Genomic DNA, 15,725 nt, shown 5'->3' on the forward strand with positions numbered 1-15,725 from the left:
TCACCCCTGCTTGTTCAGTGTGATTTGGATACGGCGCACAGGCAGTAAACCTTGTGGACGCCATACCATCATCAGCACCATGGCAGCGCCGAAAATAAGCATGCGGTATTCGGAAAACTCCCGGGCCAGTTCCGGCAGGATTGTTACCGCAATAGCCGCCAATATGACGCCAAGCTGCGACCCCATGCCGCCCAGAACCACGATGGCCAGAATGATGGCGGATTCAAGGAACACGAAAGATTCGGGGCTGATAAAGCCCTGCTTGGAAGCAAATACAGTGCCCGCGAACCCGGCAAAGAAAGCGCCGATGGTGAAGGCTGACAGCTTGACCGCCGTGCGGCTGAGGCCGAGGGAGCGAGCTGCGATTTCGTCTTCCCGCAAGGCTTCCCACGCTCGGCCAACTGGCATCCGCATAAAGCGTCGGATGATCAGCGCAGTAATCACTGCAAGCACCAGCGCAATCAGATACAGGAATATGACCTTGTGTTCGCCGCTGTATGCAATGCCAAAGGTTTCGTGGAAGGAGGTGTTGCCTTCTTCCTTCACGCGCCGGCCAAACTCCATGCCAAACAGGGTAGGCTCAGGAATGCCGCCAATGCCGTTGGGGCCGCCAGTCAGGGTTGTCCAGTTATTCAGCAGGATGCGGATGATCTCGCCAAAGCCCAGGGTGACGATCGCGAGATAGTCCCCCCTGAGACGCAAAACCGGAAAACCCAGAATCATCCCGGTCAGCCCGGCCAGCAACGCACCAATGGGCAAAGCCATCCAGAATGAAATGCCGGTGTATTGGGACAGCAAGGCGAAGGTGTAAGCGCCAACTGCATAGAATGCCACGTACCCGAGATCCAGCAGGCCCGCGAGGCCTACGACCACGTTAAGGCCTAGTGCCAGCATGATATAGATCAGTACCAGCGTCGCCAGATCCACCGAGCCCCGTGACACAAGGAATGGCCAGAACAGTGCAAACACCACAATGCCGGTCAGTAACCAGGATTCCAGCTTTACCCGCTTTGTTTGCTCCATCGGCTCCCTGCCGGCTAACGGGTTGAAGTTGGGTAGTTTGCCCAGTGCGCCCATGAATGTGTCACGGAAGGTTTGGAACACAAACACGGCAACCGCAGCCAACACAATGGCGACGTAGGTTGAGGTTTTCGCGCCGGAGAGCGTGATGTTGACGCCCTTGGCTTCGAGGCTAAGACCCAGAATGGGGAAGGAAATAATGAGTGTGACAATCGCGCAGAACAGGGCGTGTCTCATGTTGTTAGCAGCCATCAGATCTTCTCAACCTCCGGTTTGCCAAGCAGGCCCGTGGGTTTGAACAGCAGTATGAGGATTAGCAGGCCGAATGAGACCACGTCTTTGTATTCGCCGCTGAGATAACCAGAGGTCATACTTTCCGACACACCGAGGATCAGGCCGCCAAGCATGGCGCCAGGTATACTACCGATGCCTCCCAGTACGGCTGCGGTAAACGCTTTTAGCCCTGCAATGAAGCCAAATAGCGGGTCAACCGACCCGTAATACATGCCAAGGAGCAGGCCGGCGACGGCGGCCAGTGCTGCACCGATTATAAACGTGGCAGAAATGATGCGGTTGGTATCTATGCCCAGCAGGCTGGCCATGCCGATATCCTGAGAAACTGCCCGGCAGGCACGGCCTGTACGGGAGCGGGAGATGAACAGCGACAGGGCTGTCATGCAAATCAGGGTGGTTATGAATATGGTGATTTGCATGTAGGAGAGGGACATCTCGAACGCACCATCGGCACTGAAGTTGAAGCCGCCTTCAATGAGCGCAGGAAAGCCAATGTTGCGAGAACCTTGAGCCAGGTGAACATAGTTCTGCAGGAAGATGGACATGCCGATTGCAGAGATCAATGGGATCAGGCGATGACGGCCCCGTACTGGCCGGTAGGCGACTCGTTCCACTGCCCAGCCCATGGAGCTGGAAACCAGCATGGCGCACAGAAGCGCAACGATAAGAATCAGTGGAAGCCAGGCAAGGCCGAGCGCTGTCAGGCCGGTAATGGCGATGAGCGCGGTGTAGGCGCCGATCATGTAGATCTCACCATGGGCGAAGTTAATCATGCCGATGATGCCGTAAACCATCGTATAGCCGATGGCGATCAGGGCATAGGCACTCCCGATCGTAAGCCCGTTAATGAGCTGCTGAGAGAAATAAAGGAGATCTTGCATTATTGTTTGACTCCGGAGGCCCGCTCCCTCCGCTGTATCAGCCTGGCGCAGGATAACCACGCCAGAAGTGAGACAGAATTAACGGGAGCCTAGAAAAACACCTTCTCCCGGATCGCGGTGAGAAGGTGCTCTTTGATTACCGTTTAGTAACGATCTGGCTTAGTTTACCGGAGTTTTGCTGCCATCTGAATGCCATTCGTACACAACAAACTCGAATGACTTCATATCGCCGGCTTTGTCGTACTGCACAGTGCCGATTGGCGTTTCAAAGCTGCCACTGCGAAGTGCGGCTGCAACGTCGAATGCATCCTTGGATTTCGCAGCTTCAATGCCTTGGGCGACCAGCTGAACAGCGGCGTAGGATGTCAGTACGAACGGGCCTGAAGGGTCTTCACCTTTGGCTTCGAATGCCTTAACCAGTTCCTTGTTCTCGGCCTTTTCGTCAAAGCTGGGCGGCAGAGTGACCAGTAGCCCTTCTGCGGCTTCGCCGGCAATGGTGTTGATGTCTTTGTTACCAACGCCCTCAGGGCCCATAAACTTGGCTTTCAGGTCTGCCTGACGTGCCTGGCGCAGGATCAGGCCCAGCTCAGGGTGGTAGCCGCCAAAGTACACATAGTCCACGTCGGCTTGCTTGAGTTTGGTCACCAGAGAGGAGAAGTCTTTGTCGCCAGCTGTAACACCTTCAAACATGGCAACTTCGATGCCTTTGTCTTTAAGGGTGTCACGTACTGCGGTAGCAATACCTTCACCGTACTGTTGTTTATCGTGAATAACTGCAACCCGTTTCGGGTTCTGGCTGGCGATGTAGTTGCCGGCAACCGGGCCTTGCATGCTATCGAGGCCGATGGTGCGGAATACCAGCTCATAACCGCGCTCGGTGATTTCCGGGCTGGTTGATGCAGGCGTGATCATCAGGATGCCTTCGTCCTCATAAATGTCAGACGCAGGCTGGGTTGAACTTGAGCAAAGGTGGCCGATGACATATTTAACGCCATCATTTACCAGCCGGTTAGCAACAGTAACGGCTTGCTTGGGGTCACACACGTCGTCGTATTCTACTGCGACGAGCTTCTCGCCCATTACGCCACCAGCGGCGTTGATTTGTGCAATCGCCATGCGGGCACCGGAGAACTGCATATCGCCATACTGGGCAACGGGGCCGGTTACGGGGCCGGCGATACCAATCTGGATGTCTGCAGCTGCGTAGCCTGCGCCCATAAGTGCAACGGAAGTGCTAACGGCGGTTGCAAGTTTTTTTAGTGAAGTTGTCATTGAGTCTGTCCTGTTAGGTTCAGGGTTATTCTTATGTTCTCAGAAAGCTAAACAAACACTACACATCCTGCCTTGTCAAGCTAGCCCGAGGCTTCGGTGATCATTTAACATTTCCCGGTCAACATTCCGGTAATGTAGAGATGATCTGTGAGTGCCAGTGTGCGGAAGCTTTCGTCGTCACGCAACTGTTCAAGGCTCACATCAAAAAAGTATTGCGCGGAGCGGGGCTAAAAGGAAGCAGGTGTATGTATTTACTTGCATTCAGGAGTGCGAAGACCTCTAATAGTTAGTGGTGTAAACAGTGGCCGGCAGGCCTAATTGGAGCAGTAATACAGTGCAGAATTATGAGCATGTTCTGGTCGCACTCCGGCGAGTTATCCGGGCAACAGATCTTCATTCCAAACGACTCAGCAAAAATGCCGGGCTTACAGGGCCGCAACTCCTGATTATGCGGACCATCCGCGATCTGGGTGAGGTCACGATTGGCACCATTGCCGACAAGGTAAGTCTGAGCCAGGCAACAGTCACCACCATTCTTGATCGTCTTGAGCACCGGCAGTTGGTGTATCGCGTTCGCAGTACGCAAGACAAGCGCAAAGTTCATGCGCATCTGACAGAAAGCGGTGCAGACTTGCTTTCTCGCGCCCCCAACCCCCTGCAAGAAGACTTTATTCAGAGATTCCAGAGCCTTCATGAATGGGAACAGAATATGATTCTGGCCTCTATTCAGCGGGTCGCCAACATGATGGATGCGGACGACATTGACGCCTCACCCGTACTGGACGTAGGCCCCGTGCTGAAGGACGATGGTTGGAAAGAAAAGGCCTGAGCCTTTTCTTTCCTTGGGCTCAATGCACCACTGAGCCGGTTTTGGGTTTGTTTCCAAAGCACACCTGGAACACATCGTTATAGTGGCGAGCAAAGTTAACGGTGAGGCCCTCTTTCAGGTAATCCGGTAGTTCCTCATAATCGCCGCGGTTTGCTTCCGGTAGAATCAGGTTGCTGATCTTCTGGCGGCGAGCCGCAATGACTTTCTCGCGAATACCTCCCACGGGGAGCACCTGCCCCGTTAGTGTCAGCTCTCCCGTCATCGCTGTGTTTTGCTGAGGTGCTTCCCGGCGGGCGATGGAAAGCAGGGCGGTTGCCATGGTGACGCCGGCACTGGGGCCGTCTTTAGGTGTTGCGCCCTCTGGCACATGGAGGTGCACGAAAGATTTGTCGAAAAATGCAGGGTCGCCCTTAAACCGCTTCAGATTCGAGGCAACGTAACTGTAGGCAATCTCAGCGGATTCCTTCATGACATCACCAAGTTGGCCTGTCAGCTTGAAGCCACGCTGGCTGCTATGAATTCGTGACGCCTCAATGCTCAACGTTGCGCCGCCCATGGATGTCCAGGCCAATCCTGTGACCACTCCAATCCCTTTCAGGGCTTTTTCTTTCCGGAACGCAGGCTGGCCCAAATACTCTTGCAAGTCCGATATGCCTACCTTTATTGGTTCGTCCGGGGATTCGAGCAGTTTTACTATGCCTTTGCGCATGACTTTGTGAAGCATTTTTTCCAGGTTCCGCACGCCTGCTTCCCGGGCATAGCCTTCGATAATTTGGCGGATGGCGGCATCAGTAAGGTTGAACTGCTTTTTGAGCAGTTTGGCTCGCTTCAGCAAGCGCGGCAGCAGGTGATGTTTGGCAATTGCCAGCTTTTCCTCGGTGATGTATCCGGACAGGCGAATAACATCCATCCGGTCCAGCAGCGGCCGGGGAATGGTGTCGAGCTGGTTGGCTGTGCAAATGAACAGAACCTTGGACAAGTCCATGCGCACATCCAGATAGTGATCCAGAAACTCCTTATTCTGTTCCGGGTCCAGGGTTTCCAGCAGCGCCGAAGCCGGGTCGCCCTGGTAGGACGCGCCAATCTTGTCGATCTCGTCGAGCATGATGACCGGGTTGGCGACTTCGGTATCTTTCAATGCTTGCACGAACTTGCCCGGCATGGCGCCAATGTAGGTGCGCCTGTGGCCTTTGATCTCGGCTTCATCGCGCATGCCGCCAACACTGAACCGATAGAACTTGCGCCCAAGCGCATCGGCCACTGAATGGCCGATGGATGTCTTACCTACGCCCGGTGGGCCAACAAGCAGCAGGATAGAACCGCTGACTTCACCCTTGAAAGTGCCCTCGGCCAGAAACTCGATGATCCGGTTTTTTACATCATCAAGGCCATCGTGGTCCCGGTTCAGAATGCCGCGGGCTTTCGCCAGGTCAAACTGATCCTCGGAATGCTGGCCCCAGGGAACCTGGGTCAGCCAGTCCAGATAGTTGCGGGTAACGCCATACTCCGGCGAACCCTGTTCCAGTATTTGCAGCTTTTGCAGTTCTTCGTCAAAGCGTTCTTGAACAGCCTCAGGTGGATCAAGTTCTGCCATGCGGGCTTCGAAGCGTTCCGCATCTGCTGTCTTGTCGTCTTTCGACACGCCCAGTTCGCGCTGGATCACTTTGAGCTGTTCTTTCAGGAAGAAGTCCCGCTGGTGCTTCTGCACTTTCTCGTTCACTTCTTCGCTGATTTCGGTCTGGAGGCGTGCAACCTCAAGCTCCTTACGCATCAACAACAGTACTTTTTCCATACGCCGGAGCAAGGGAACCGTGTCCAGAATGCCCTGTAGCTCCAAGCCGGGTGCGCTGGTCATGGATGCGCCGAAGTCGGTCAGTGGCGAGCTGTCTTCCGGGCCAAAACGGGAGAGGTACTGTTTTACTTCCTCGCCGTATAACGGGTTGGTTCGTAGCAGTTCTTTGATGGCGCTGATGATGGCGAGGGTGTAGGCCTTGGTTTCACCCGCATCTTCCTCGGGCTCCTGAGGGTATTCAACCTCCACCAGATACGGTGGTTTGCGCCGCAGCCACTGCACTATCCGGAACCGTTGCAGGCCTTGGGCGATAAACTGCACATTCCCGTCTTTGTTTTGTGCATGATGAACTCGCACGGCGCAGCCAATCGTGGCTAACTCGCTGCTCTCGGGTATGCTCTGTCCGGGCTGGTGATCATCGACGTAACAGATGCCGAGCATTTTGTGGTCGGTTTCGGCTACGCGCTTGAGGGTCTCCTGCCATGGAGTTTGATTGACCACGACAGGTTGTACCTGGGCCGGGAAGAATGGCCTGTTTGATACCGGCAGCACATACATCCGTTTGGGTAAAGATTGCTCCGGTAGTGCCAGCTCTTTGCTGTGCTCGTTTTTGCCAATGTACTCGGTGATGTCTTCCTCGAAATCTTCCAGAGAGTCTTTGTCATTATCGTGATTCATGCTGCTAGTGCTTCCTGATATGAGGAGTGTCTAGTCACTAACTAGAGTCTAAAGTTGTATTTTCAAGCTCAGGGGCACTCAAGCCTTGGTCTGCCACTCTTGAATTCCGGCCCTATAGCCCCATCTACGCTTTAACCAATATACGAACATTTCAGGTGCCCTACATGAGCAGCTCTCCCCATATTTTTGAAGCCACCATGGAAAACTTTCAGCAGGAGGTTATGGAGGCTTCCTCAACCACACCTGTGCTTGTAGATGTGTGGGCCGAATGGTGTGCGCCCTGTAAGCAGCTAATGCCCTTGCTGGAAAAACTGGCTATTGAATACCAGGGCGCTTTTCGGCTTGCGAAAGTGAACGCGGACCAACAGGAGCAGCTCACCTCCAGCCTGGGTGTGCGCAGCTTGCCAACGATTATTCTGGTCAAAGATGGGCAGGCAGTTGACGGGTTTAACGGGGCTTTGCCCGAGAGTGAAATCCGTAAGGTGCTTGAAAAGCACATTGAACTTCCCGATGAGGACCCATACGAAAAAGCCCATCGCCTATGGGGCGAAGGCGATGTCGACGGCGCCATGGAAATCCTTTCTGAAATGAACCAGAAAGACCCCGAAAACCTGAAAGTGCTGATCGACCTTGCCCAGCTGAAAGCCGAAAGCGGTGATATCGATACCGCTGAGCAGGTACTCGAAAGCCTTCCGCCTGAAGAAAAACTTCAGCACCAGGCAAAGCAGCTGGCGGCCAGAATAAAGTTTCTGAAACAGTCTGCGGAGCTACCGCCAGTGAAGGATTTGGAAATGGCGCTGGAGCAGGATCCGAAAGATCCTAATGCGTTGCACCTGTTGGCGCTTCACCATGTACTGCAGGAAAAAAATGCGGAAGCGATGGAACTGCTCATCAAGCTTATGCAGGTGGATAGTAAATACAAAGACGAGGTGGCCAAAACAACCCTGGTTGAGCTGTTTGAGAAGCTCGGAAATGGCAACCCGGATGTGCGGACCTACCGGCGTAAGCTTTATACACTGATGCACTGATTCCATCCTTTAGCGGGCTATCCATCCTGGGGATGGCCCGTTTTCCTCTACATATTGTTGAGTTTCTTCTATAGTTTGGTTTCTGGAAGCAGGTAATGTGCTCCAATAAAAAAAACCAAACAAATGGGAGAGCCGGTGGAGGATCAATCACTTCATAGGGCATTAAAACCTCAAGATATCCTGCCAGATGAATCCGGGCTAATTCGCTGCCTGTATGAGTCGTTACAGCACCAAGCCGGCTTCCATGATTTTTTAGCAAAACTGACTTCTGCTGTTAACGGGTGCGCAGCCCAGCTTTCCTTTATAAGAAAAAGCCCCAGAGCCATAGAGCACATATGGCAAGCTGGTTTATCCGATGAGTTTTTGGGCTGGTACCTGGACAACAACATGATTGCCCACGATGCGGTTACTAATCATGCTATTACACAGCAACCAGGGCTCTTCAGCGCAGCTTTACCTCTATTGGCAAACGGACCGCCTGGTGATGATTACGATCGGTGGGAATCCGACCAGAGCATGCTCGATTCTGCGTGGCTGGTGATTGATGTTTCCGACACGCACATCGTCCTTCTGACCGTGCAGCGCACTATTGCTCAGGGTGCCTATATGCCTGCAGAGCTTGCGGCTATGGATCGACTTGTGCCATTCATACGGCAAACGGTGGGCTTGGCTAAAACGTTTCACCAACACCCCAGCACCGTGCAGTCGCTTTCTGCAATTGCCGAGCTAATTCCTGAAGCCGCTTTTGTACTGAATAATCGTGGGTTATTAGTGATTACCAATCAGCGTGGCGAGCAGCTCCTAACGAGAAACGCGGGGCTTTCGGTTCGGCATCAGCGCTTTTCTTTCCCATCTGAAAGCACACAAAAAACGTTCCTGCGCAGCATTACGCGGGCCTCATCTGCAACTGCTGAGAACGGTATTACCTGCCAGGAAACGCTGGTCATTAACCATGGTTCAGCTTCCCCTTTGGTGATGACTATACGGCCGCTTGAGCACAGTGATCTTCTCACGGGTGGGGTGTTAGTGACGGTGGTTGATGCTGACACAAGAGCGTTTCCTGATGCTGCAGCAATTGCCGAATATTTTTCCCTGTCACCGGCAGAAGCCCAGGTTTGCGAGGATCTTGTTAAGGGGTGGAGTCTGAAAAAAATTGCCGAGCAGAGGCACAAAAGCGAGGCAACAGTTCGTAGTTATTTGAAACAGATCTTTCATAAAACCGGTTGGGCGCGACAAGGCCAGCTGATCAGTACAATTCTTTCGGCGTTGTTGCGTTAAAACGTCCCCAATTACCCTTATATGAGGGTAGTGGGCTGTTCCGAGCATTGCGTAAGCTGGTGACGCTGTTTCCCTTATTACTGCACCGGCACGCAGAGTTGTTTGGAAACAAAGCTGCCTTTAGCTTTTGTTTCGAAGGGTAGTCCTGCGCACCTTTGAAGTTGCTGTTGCCTATTCGGAGTTATGACTAGTGACCAACTTCCCTCTTACGACTAAATCACGCTCTTTTATCCCTATTGTATTGTGCAGTTTGACACTAGCCGCCTGTGGCGGTGGTGGTGACGGCGATAGCGCAGGTGGGGGCGGTTCAAGCTCTGCCGGCTACGCTTGGCCAGCGTCCCCTAAAAATCTGCAGATTGAGATGACTGTTCAGTCTGCGTCCGGCTCGGGAACCGACGTCGGAAAAATCATTCTGTTTATGAAGCCGTCATCCGCCGACCCATCAGGTTATGCTCCGGCGGGCTTTAACACTCGTGACATGCGAGTATTCGATGCGTCCGATTTTGACAGCTATAACTGGCAGCGCTCGGGCAGCTCAAACTATAAAATTGTTCTGGATTATGCAGGCAGCCAGGTGGTAGATACCTTCGTGTTGACACCAAAAAGTGCAGGTGCTGGCACCTACACTGCATCGAATTATAGTGGAGGTAGTTCGGGTACCTACAAAATAATCGGCATGCCGTTGAGCGATGGCCCACGGATTACTCCTGGCTCTGACAATCAGGTTGCCGCATTCCCGGATAAGCTGGATAAAAATCAGATTTTGAATAATCAGTTCGCTGAGGGCACCACCATTGAGTGGCTGTTTGATAAGCAGGCTGGAGACCCTCAGTTTTACATGTTCAGCGCAAGCGGTGCTGCTGCCAATGAAAACGGCCTCTATTTGGGTCGTGTGGATGCTGCTGGTGTGAGTGTGGGTCAGGTAAGGATTTCAGATAGCGATCTATCAAGTGCCAGCGCAAATAGAAGCATTTGGAGCAGTGCCGCTCAGAAGCCCTATAGCGGCGTCGAGGGAGCACAGCGCATTCGATACGACGAGGTTGATAGCACGTATACACTCACAATTGGCGGCACCAAGGTTTATACCGCTGACTCATCCGGGTTTCGGTTGGCATCGTCCAGTTATGACAACGGAGCAATAGGACGGAAATCAGTCAGTCACTTGACGGCAGGCCTTATATTTAATGCTGCAAAAGGCAAGCTTACATTAAAGAATGGAGCTGGCTCTGAGATCTGCTCTGCCTCTTTGGGTAATTCGAACAATATGCGCTATATGCCATTGAACTACTTCGGCTCTGGGTTTTGGGAGAGAACCGCTTCAGCAAAGGAGGATGGCACGGTTATTCTGGGGGATGATGGCTATATCTATGCCTTTAGCTTCAGTAGTGACGGTAAAGGGCTGGTCAGTAAAATGAGCCAAGCTTGCAGTCTAGAGTGGTCGAAGCAGATTGATGTGCTGCGTGACAGCAATGAAATTGTCGCCTCCAGTCTGTTCCGAAAAGTAGATGACCAGCTCTATTTCAGTGTGCACGACAATATAGTGACAAATGGTGATCGTATGTCCCGTTACAGCGTTTATCGCGTGGACACGGATAGTGGCAATCTAACTGCGTTGATCGATAAGCGCTGGCGCTATGCGAATGATGTAAGAGCTGATATTTACGATGTTGCTACGGATGCAGAAGGCCGCTTACTGGTGGTTACCGCATCTGCATTACAGCGCCGTGATCCGGATACGTTTGAGATACTGTGGTCGGTTGATGTGGAGGGTCCCGGAGGCTTCCCGGATAGCATTGAGGCAGGGCAGGTATCGTTGGCGCCTTTGACTGCTCTGACTGATGGCTCAGTTGAGGTCGCGTCTATGTATGTATTCAGCGCGGCCAAGTTGGCGAGTCTGGATAAGAAAATCGGGCGTTGATTAAGGGCGGAGGCAGGTTTTAGCCTGCCTCCGCTTTGCCAAGCCTCAGCCATTCCCCTTCTTCATCGCCTCAAACTCATCCTCAAAGAAAAACTTCTCCTCACCAAACGCAGGCTCAAGTTCATGCAGCCAGGTGGCCGTTTCGCTGTACTTGGCGAAGAACGGGCGCTGTACCCAGTCCGGGTTGCGGCCTTGCAGGAAGCGCAATACAAAGACTTTCTCGCCAGCAACTTCTGCTATGCCCTGAACTTCTACTTTTCCAGGGCCGGCGCTCATGCTGGGGCCGCGGGCGGTGCGGGCCAGGCCGCTGACTTTTTTCATGGCTTCGCGGTAAATCTGGAAGGCTTCGGCTAGCGGCACTTCAAAGTAGTTCTTGGCGCCAGTGTCCCTCTCTACAAACATGTAGTAGGGGATGATGCCCAGCTGCACTTCTTTCTTCCAGAGCTTGGCCCAGTCATCTGCATTGTCGTTAACGTGCTTGATCAGCGGGCCTTGTGCGCGGATTTCAGCACCGGTGGCTCGAATGCGGCGAATGGCCTCTTCGGCTATGTCAGTGGTGATTTCCTGCCAGTGATTGTAGTGGGCCATGATCGCAATGTGCTTGCCTGCATCCACAAGCTTGGCGAACAAATCGATCAGCTCATCTGCATCTTTGTCCGTCACAAAACGGTAGGGCCAGAAGGTTAAAGCCTTGGTGCCGATGCGGATTGTCTGGATGTGGTCAAATTCTGGCCGCAGTAAAGGCTCAAGGTATTGGGCCAAGCTCTTGGTTTTCATCACCATGGGGTCGCCACCGGTAACCAGAAGGTCCGATACTTCGGTGTGCTCTTGCAGGTAGCCGTGCAGCTTGTCTGCCTCGGTGCTGGACATCTTCAGGTCTTTGTCGCCCACAAACTGCGCCCAACGGAAGCAGAAGGTGCAATAAGAGTGGCAGGTCTGGCCCTGGGCCGGGAAGAAGAGCACGGTTTCACGGTATTTGTGCTGCACGCCGTCGAGCACTTCGCCTTCCAGCTCCGGCATGTTCATTTCCATCTGGCCAGCCGGGTGCGGGTTCAGGTCGTCGCGGATCTCTTTGGCTACCGCTTGAATCTCTTTCTTCTCCGCACCTTCCTGGTGCAGCTTGGCCATGCGGTCAAAGTGCTCGTCTTTCAGCATGCCCTTCTGCGGGAACACCAACTGATAAATGGGGTCGTTGGGTACCTTGTTCCAGTCAATCAGCTCGTTGATCACGTACTCGTTCACACGGAAGGGCAGCACGCTGGCTACTACCTTCATTTCAAACAGGGTCTCTTCCGGAAGATTCTGGATGATCTCGATTTTGTCTAGCTGGCGGTCTGTATAAACCTTGAAGCGTCGTTCCTCGAATTCTGTTGTAGGAATCCGGTTTGGAAAAGTGACGATTGAGTTCATGGTTCGCCCTCAGTAATTAAAGGTATGAATTGTCAGGAGGGCAAAATAAACGCCGCTCCGGTGGTCAAAAAATGGGCAGGCGAGTATACATAAATTATTGTTTAGTTTCAGGTCTAATTAAAAGTGCGTAGAAGAAAATTCGGTTATTTTGTTTTTGTGATTCTAACTATCTGAAATATAAGCATATAAATATTATTTCGTGACAGGTTTGAATGTCCATATCGTTTAGCGTGGTAATGAAAGCTTGGGTGTTATCGCGACTAAGACGTTGGTCTGAGTCTGGTTGTTTGGTGCTCTTAAAAAAGGCATTATTGCGTAACTAATCGTAATTGTGATTGTGTTTGGCGTGTAGATTTCGCCTTTTTGTTGATGTTTACAGTAAATACGTAGTAAAAATACTACGAATTTTGCATGCTGACCGAATAATACCTGGCTGGTTTTGCGCCACAGTCTGATCATCCAACAGGGGCGGGCAGTAAAAACAGAAAAGCTGTTCTATGCTTGATGGATGCAGTTAGTAACCTTGACCGGTGTGTCTACCGGCAAAAAATACATAACGAAGACGTTGCCGTTGTTGCAGTTAACTTGATACCGCATGCGCGGGTGCCGCGATTGGCACTTGCAGCACTTTTGGATGCGAAGGGGGAGGTTTGATGTACCAGGATGATGATCCCATAGAGACGAGCGAATGGCTTGATGCACTTGAGTCGCTCATGGAGAACGAAGGCATAGAGCGGGTTAAGTACATTCTGGAGCGCCTTTCTGAGCGTGCCAGTCGTGATGGCACCGAGCTACCGTATTCAATTACTACACCGTTCCGAAATACTATTCCGGCAACCCAGGAAGCGCGGATGCCGGGCGACCTGTTTATGGAGCGCCGGATTCGGTCACTGATCCGCTGGAACGCTATGGCCATGGTTGTGCGTGCCAACAAGCGACCGGGCGATCTGGGCGGCCATATATCGACCTTCTCATCTGCAGCCACGCTCTACGACGTTGGCTTTAACTACTTTTTCCATGGTGGTGATGAAAAGCGCGAGTCCGACTTGATCTATTTTCAGGGTCACGCCTCGCCGGGCAACTACGCGCGGTCTTTTCTGGAAGGACGGTTTACAGAAGCGCAGCTTGATAAATATCGCGAGGAAGTGGACGGAGACGGCCTCTCCTCGTATCCGCACCCCTGGCTAATGCCGGATTACTGGCAGTTCCCCACCGTATCTATGGGGCTTGGGCCGATTCAGGCCATTTATCAGGCCCACGTGATGAAGTACCTGGATAGCCGCGAACTCGTGGAAATGGGTAATCGCAAGGTTTGGTGCTTTGTGGGTGATGGTGAGACTGACGAGCCGGAAACCCTGGGGTGTATCTCAAAAGCCGGTCGGGAAAATCTCGACAACCTGGTGTTCGTGGTGAACTGTAACCTGCAGCGCCTGGACGGTCCGGTACGTGGTAACGGTAAGATTATTCAAGAGCTTGAAGGCACTTTCCGGGGAGCTGGCTGGAACGTGATCAAGGTGGTTTGGGGTCGGGTTTGGGACACGCTGTTCGACCTCGACGAGCACGGCATTATGCAGCGAGCCATGGACGAGATTTGCGATGGTGACCTGCAGAACTTTACCCATAACGGTCCATCCCATACCCGCAAACACTTCTTCGGCAAGTACCCGCAATTGGCCAAGCTGGTAGAAGACTGGACGGACGAAGATATCAACAAGCTCAACCGGGGTGGTCACGACCCCTACAAAGTGTACGCCGCTTATCAGAAGGCGATGACCGAGGCGAACGGCAAGCCTACGGTTATTCTTGCGCACACGATTAAAGGTTATGGTTTTGGTGCGGCGGGCGAGTCTCAGAACACGGCTCACTCACTGAAGAAGCTGGATATTGAAACCCTCAAGTCATTCCGCGATCGCTTTGCAATTCCGCTGAAAGATGAAGAGCTGGAAGACGTACCCTATTACCGCCCAGCGCCAGACAGCCCCGAGCTGGTGTACATGAATAAGCGCAGGCAGGAACTGGGTGGCTTTTATCCCCGGCGCCGCAAGGATTGCCAGCCTCTTCAAATTCCTGATCTGGATATTTTCAAACAGGTTCTGGAAGGTTCGAGTGGCCGTGAAATCTCCACAACCATGGCGTTTGTGCGCCTGCTGGGAGCGCTCGTTAAAGATAAGCGTATTGGCAAGCGGATAGTGCCAATCGTGCCGGATGAGGCTCGTACCTTCGGTATGGAAGGTATGTTCCGTCAGCTGGGGATCTACACGTCTGAGGGGCAGAAGTATGTACCCCAGGACCGTGAACAGATCATGTATTACCGGGAGGACAAGAAAGGACAGATTCTGCAGGAAGGTATTAACGAAGGTGGTGCTATGGCCGCGTGGATGGCGGCTGCGACATCTTATAGCAACAACAACTTCCCGCTGATTCCGTTCTACGCGTTCTACTCCATGTTTGGTTTCCAGCGCGTGGGCGATCTGGCTTGGGCATCAGGCGACATGCAGGCGCGTGGTTTCCTTATTGGAGGCACCGCCGGGCGCACTACGCTGAATGGCGAAGGCTTGCAGCACCAGGATGGTCACAGCCATGTGCTGGCGAACACCATCCCCAACTGTAAAGCGTACGATCCGGCATTCGGGTATGAGATGGCCGTAGTGATTCACCACGGCATGAAGGAAATGTTTGAAGAGAATAAAAACGTTTTCTACTACATCACCATGGAAAACGAGAATTATGAGCAGCCGGCCATGCCCAAGGGCGTGGAAGACGACATTATCAAAGGTATGTACAAATTCGAATCCGTCGAGGTAAAAGGCGGCAAGAAAAAGCTGCGTGTACAGCTGCTGGGCGCCGGAGCCATTCTCAACGAAGTGCGAGCAGCTGCTCAGATGCTAAAAGACGATTGGGGTGTAGCCTCCGATGTCTGGAGCGTCACCAGCTTTAACGAACTTGCCCGAGACGGTCAGCACGTTGAACGTTGGAACCTGCTGCATCCGGATGACAAGGTCCGTAAGGCTCACGTCACTCAGTGCCTGGAGAAACAGACAGGCCCTGTCGTATCGTCGACAGATTACGTCAAGCTGCACTCCGAGCAACTGAGGGCGTTCATCCCCAAAACATTCCTGACACTGGGTACAGATGGTTTTGGTCGCAGTGACACTCGCGAGAAGCTGAGAAGCTTCTTCGAGGTGGATCGTTATTACGTAACGGTAGCTGCTCTGTCGGCCTTGGCCAAAGATGGCGAGGTGAAGCAGGAGCAGGTTCTTGAAGCCATGCGCAAGTACGGTATCGATCGTAATAAAACGAACCCGGCGCACTGCTAAGGAGACCG

10 protein-coding genes are annotated in these 15,725 nt (G+C 52.8%); 5 read left to right on the forward strand and 5 right to left on the reverse strand.

Translation table 11 applies throughout. The features are described from left to right. The 3 genes from livM to AADB16_RS05220 form a co-directional block, all read right to left on the reverse strand. Positions 1-1,272 carry a high-affinity branched-chain amino acid ABC transporter permease LivM gene (livM, locus tag AADB16_RS05210; RefSeq protein WP_309043790.1) on the reverse strand — a complete coding sequence of 424 codons (1,272 nt, stop codon included), beginning with the start codon at positions 1,270-1,272 and terminating at the stop codon, positions 1-3. Next, positions 1,272-2,195, reverse strand: a complete 924-nt coding sequence (gene livH, locus AADB16_RS05215) for a high-affinity branched-chain amino acid ABC transporter permease LivH (RefSeq protein ID WP_200202951.1) — start codon at positions 2,193-2,195, stop codon at positions 1,272-1,274. The genes livM and livH overlap by 1 nt, the downstream gene beginning before the upstream one ends. Positions 2,196-2,354: 159 nt before the next feature. After that, complete coding sequence (locus AADB16_RS05220) at positions 2,355-3,467, reverse strand: branched-chain amino acid ABC transporter substrate-binding protein (protein ID WP_410801818.1); 1,113 nt, start codon at positions 3,465-3,467, stop codon at positions 2,355-2,357. Positions 3,468-3,801: 334 nt separating this feature from the next. On the opposite strand from AADB16_RS05220, the gene AADB16_RS05225 reads away from it, so the two are divergent. Next, positions 3,802-4,296, forward strand: a complete 495-nt coding sequence (locus AADB16_RS05225; RefSeq protein WP_309043788.1) for a MarR family winged helix-turn-helix transcriptional regulator — start codon at positions 3,802-3,804, stop codon at positions 4,294-4,296. Positions 4,297-4,315: 19 nt separating this feature from the next. On the opposite strand, the gene lon is transcribed toward AADB16_RS05225, so the two are convergent. Beyond that, on the reverse strand, positions 4,316-6,766 hold the full coding sequence (gene lon / locus AADB16_RS05230) for an endopeptidase La (RefSeq protein WP_410801820.1): 2,451 nt from the start codon (positions 6,764-6,766) through the stop codon (positions 4,316-4,318). Positions 6,767-6,930: 164 nt separating this feature from the next. Here lon and trxA point away from each other — a divergent pair, with 164 nt between their 5' ends. The 3 genes from trxA to AADB16_RS05245 all read left to right on the forward strand — a co-directional run bounded on the left by trxA (position 6,931) and on the right by AADB16_RS05245 (position 10,990). Continuing rightward, entirely contained in the window at positions 6,931-7,794 is an 864-nt protein-coding gene (gene trxA, locus AADB16_RS05235; RefSeq protein WP_410801822.1) for a thioredoxin, read from the forward strand. 135 nt (positions 7,795-7,929) lie between these two features. Further along, the gene (locus AADB16_RS05240; protein WP_410801823.1) at positions 7,930-9,072 is read left to right on the forward strand and encodes a helix-turn-helix transcriptional regulator; all 1,143 of its coding nucleotides are present in this window, start codon (positions 7,930-7,932) and stop codon (positions 9,070-9,072) included. Positions 9,073-9,262: 190 nt separating this feature from the next. Continuing rightward, the gene (locus AADB16_RS05245; RefSeq protein WP_410801825.1) at positions 9,263-10,990 is read left to right on the forward strand and encodes a hypothetical protein; all 1,728 of its coding nucleotides are present in this window, start codon (positions 9,263-9,265) and stop codon (positions 10,988-10,990) included. Positions 10,991-11,035: 45 nt separating this feature from the next. Here the strand turns inward: AADB16_RS05245 and AADB16_RS05250 are convergent, their stop codons facing one another. Further along, the gene (locus tag AADB16_RS05250; RefSeq protein WP_410801827.1) at positions 11,036-12,400 is read right to left on the reverse strand and encodes a KamA family radical SAM protein; all 1,365 of its coding nucleotides are present in this window, start codon (positions 12,398-12,400) and stop codon (positions 11,036-11,038) included. Between the two features lie 653 nt (positions 12,401-13,053). Here AADB16_RS05250 and aceE point away from each other — a divergent pair. After that, positions 13,054-15,717 (forward strand): pyruvate dehydrogenase (acetyl-transferring), homodimeric type, encoded by a 2,664-nt coding sequence (aceE, locus tag AADB16_RS05255; RefSeq protein ID WP_309043782.1) that lies wholly within the window; start codon positions 13,054-13,056, stop codon positions 15,715-15,717. Positions 15,718-15,725 lie beyond the last annotated feature (8 nt).

It is taken from the genome of Marinobacter sp. KMM 10035 (assembly GCF_046537445.1).
GTDB classification, from domain to species: Bacteria; Pseudomonadota; Gammaproteobacteria; order Pseudomonadales; family Oleiphilaceae; genus Marinobacter; species Marinobacter sediminicola.

Excerpts from the sequence above, each read along its gene's own strand:
- livM (WP_309043790.1), bottom strand. The coding sequence starts at position 1,272 with ATGGCTGCTAACAACATGAGACACGCCCTGTTCTGCGCGATTGTCACA.
- livH (WP_200202951.1), bottom strand. The coding sequence starts at position 2,195 with ATGCAAGATCTCCTTTATTTCTCTCAGCAGCTCATTAACGGGCTTACG.
- AADB16_RS05220 (WP_410801818.1), bottom strand. The coding sequence starts at position 3,467 with ATGACAACTTCACTAAAAAAACTTGCAACCGCCGTTAGCACTTCCGTT.
- lon (WP_410801820.1), bottom strand. The coding sequence starts at position 6,766 with ATGAATCACGATAATGACAAAGACTCTCTGGAAGATTTCGAGGAAGAC.
- trxA (WP_410801822.1), top strand. The coding sequence starts at position 6,931 with ATGAGCAGCTCTCCCCATATTTTTGAAGCCACCATGGAAAACTTTCAG.
- AADB16_RS05250 (WP_410801827.1), bottom strand. The coding sequence starts at position 12,400 with ATGAACTCAATCGTCACTTTTCCAAACCGGATTCCTACAACAGAATTC.
- aceE (WP_309043782.1), top strand. The coding sequence starts at position 13,054 with ATGTACCAGGATGATGATCCCATAGAGACGAGCGAATGGCTTGATGCA.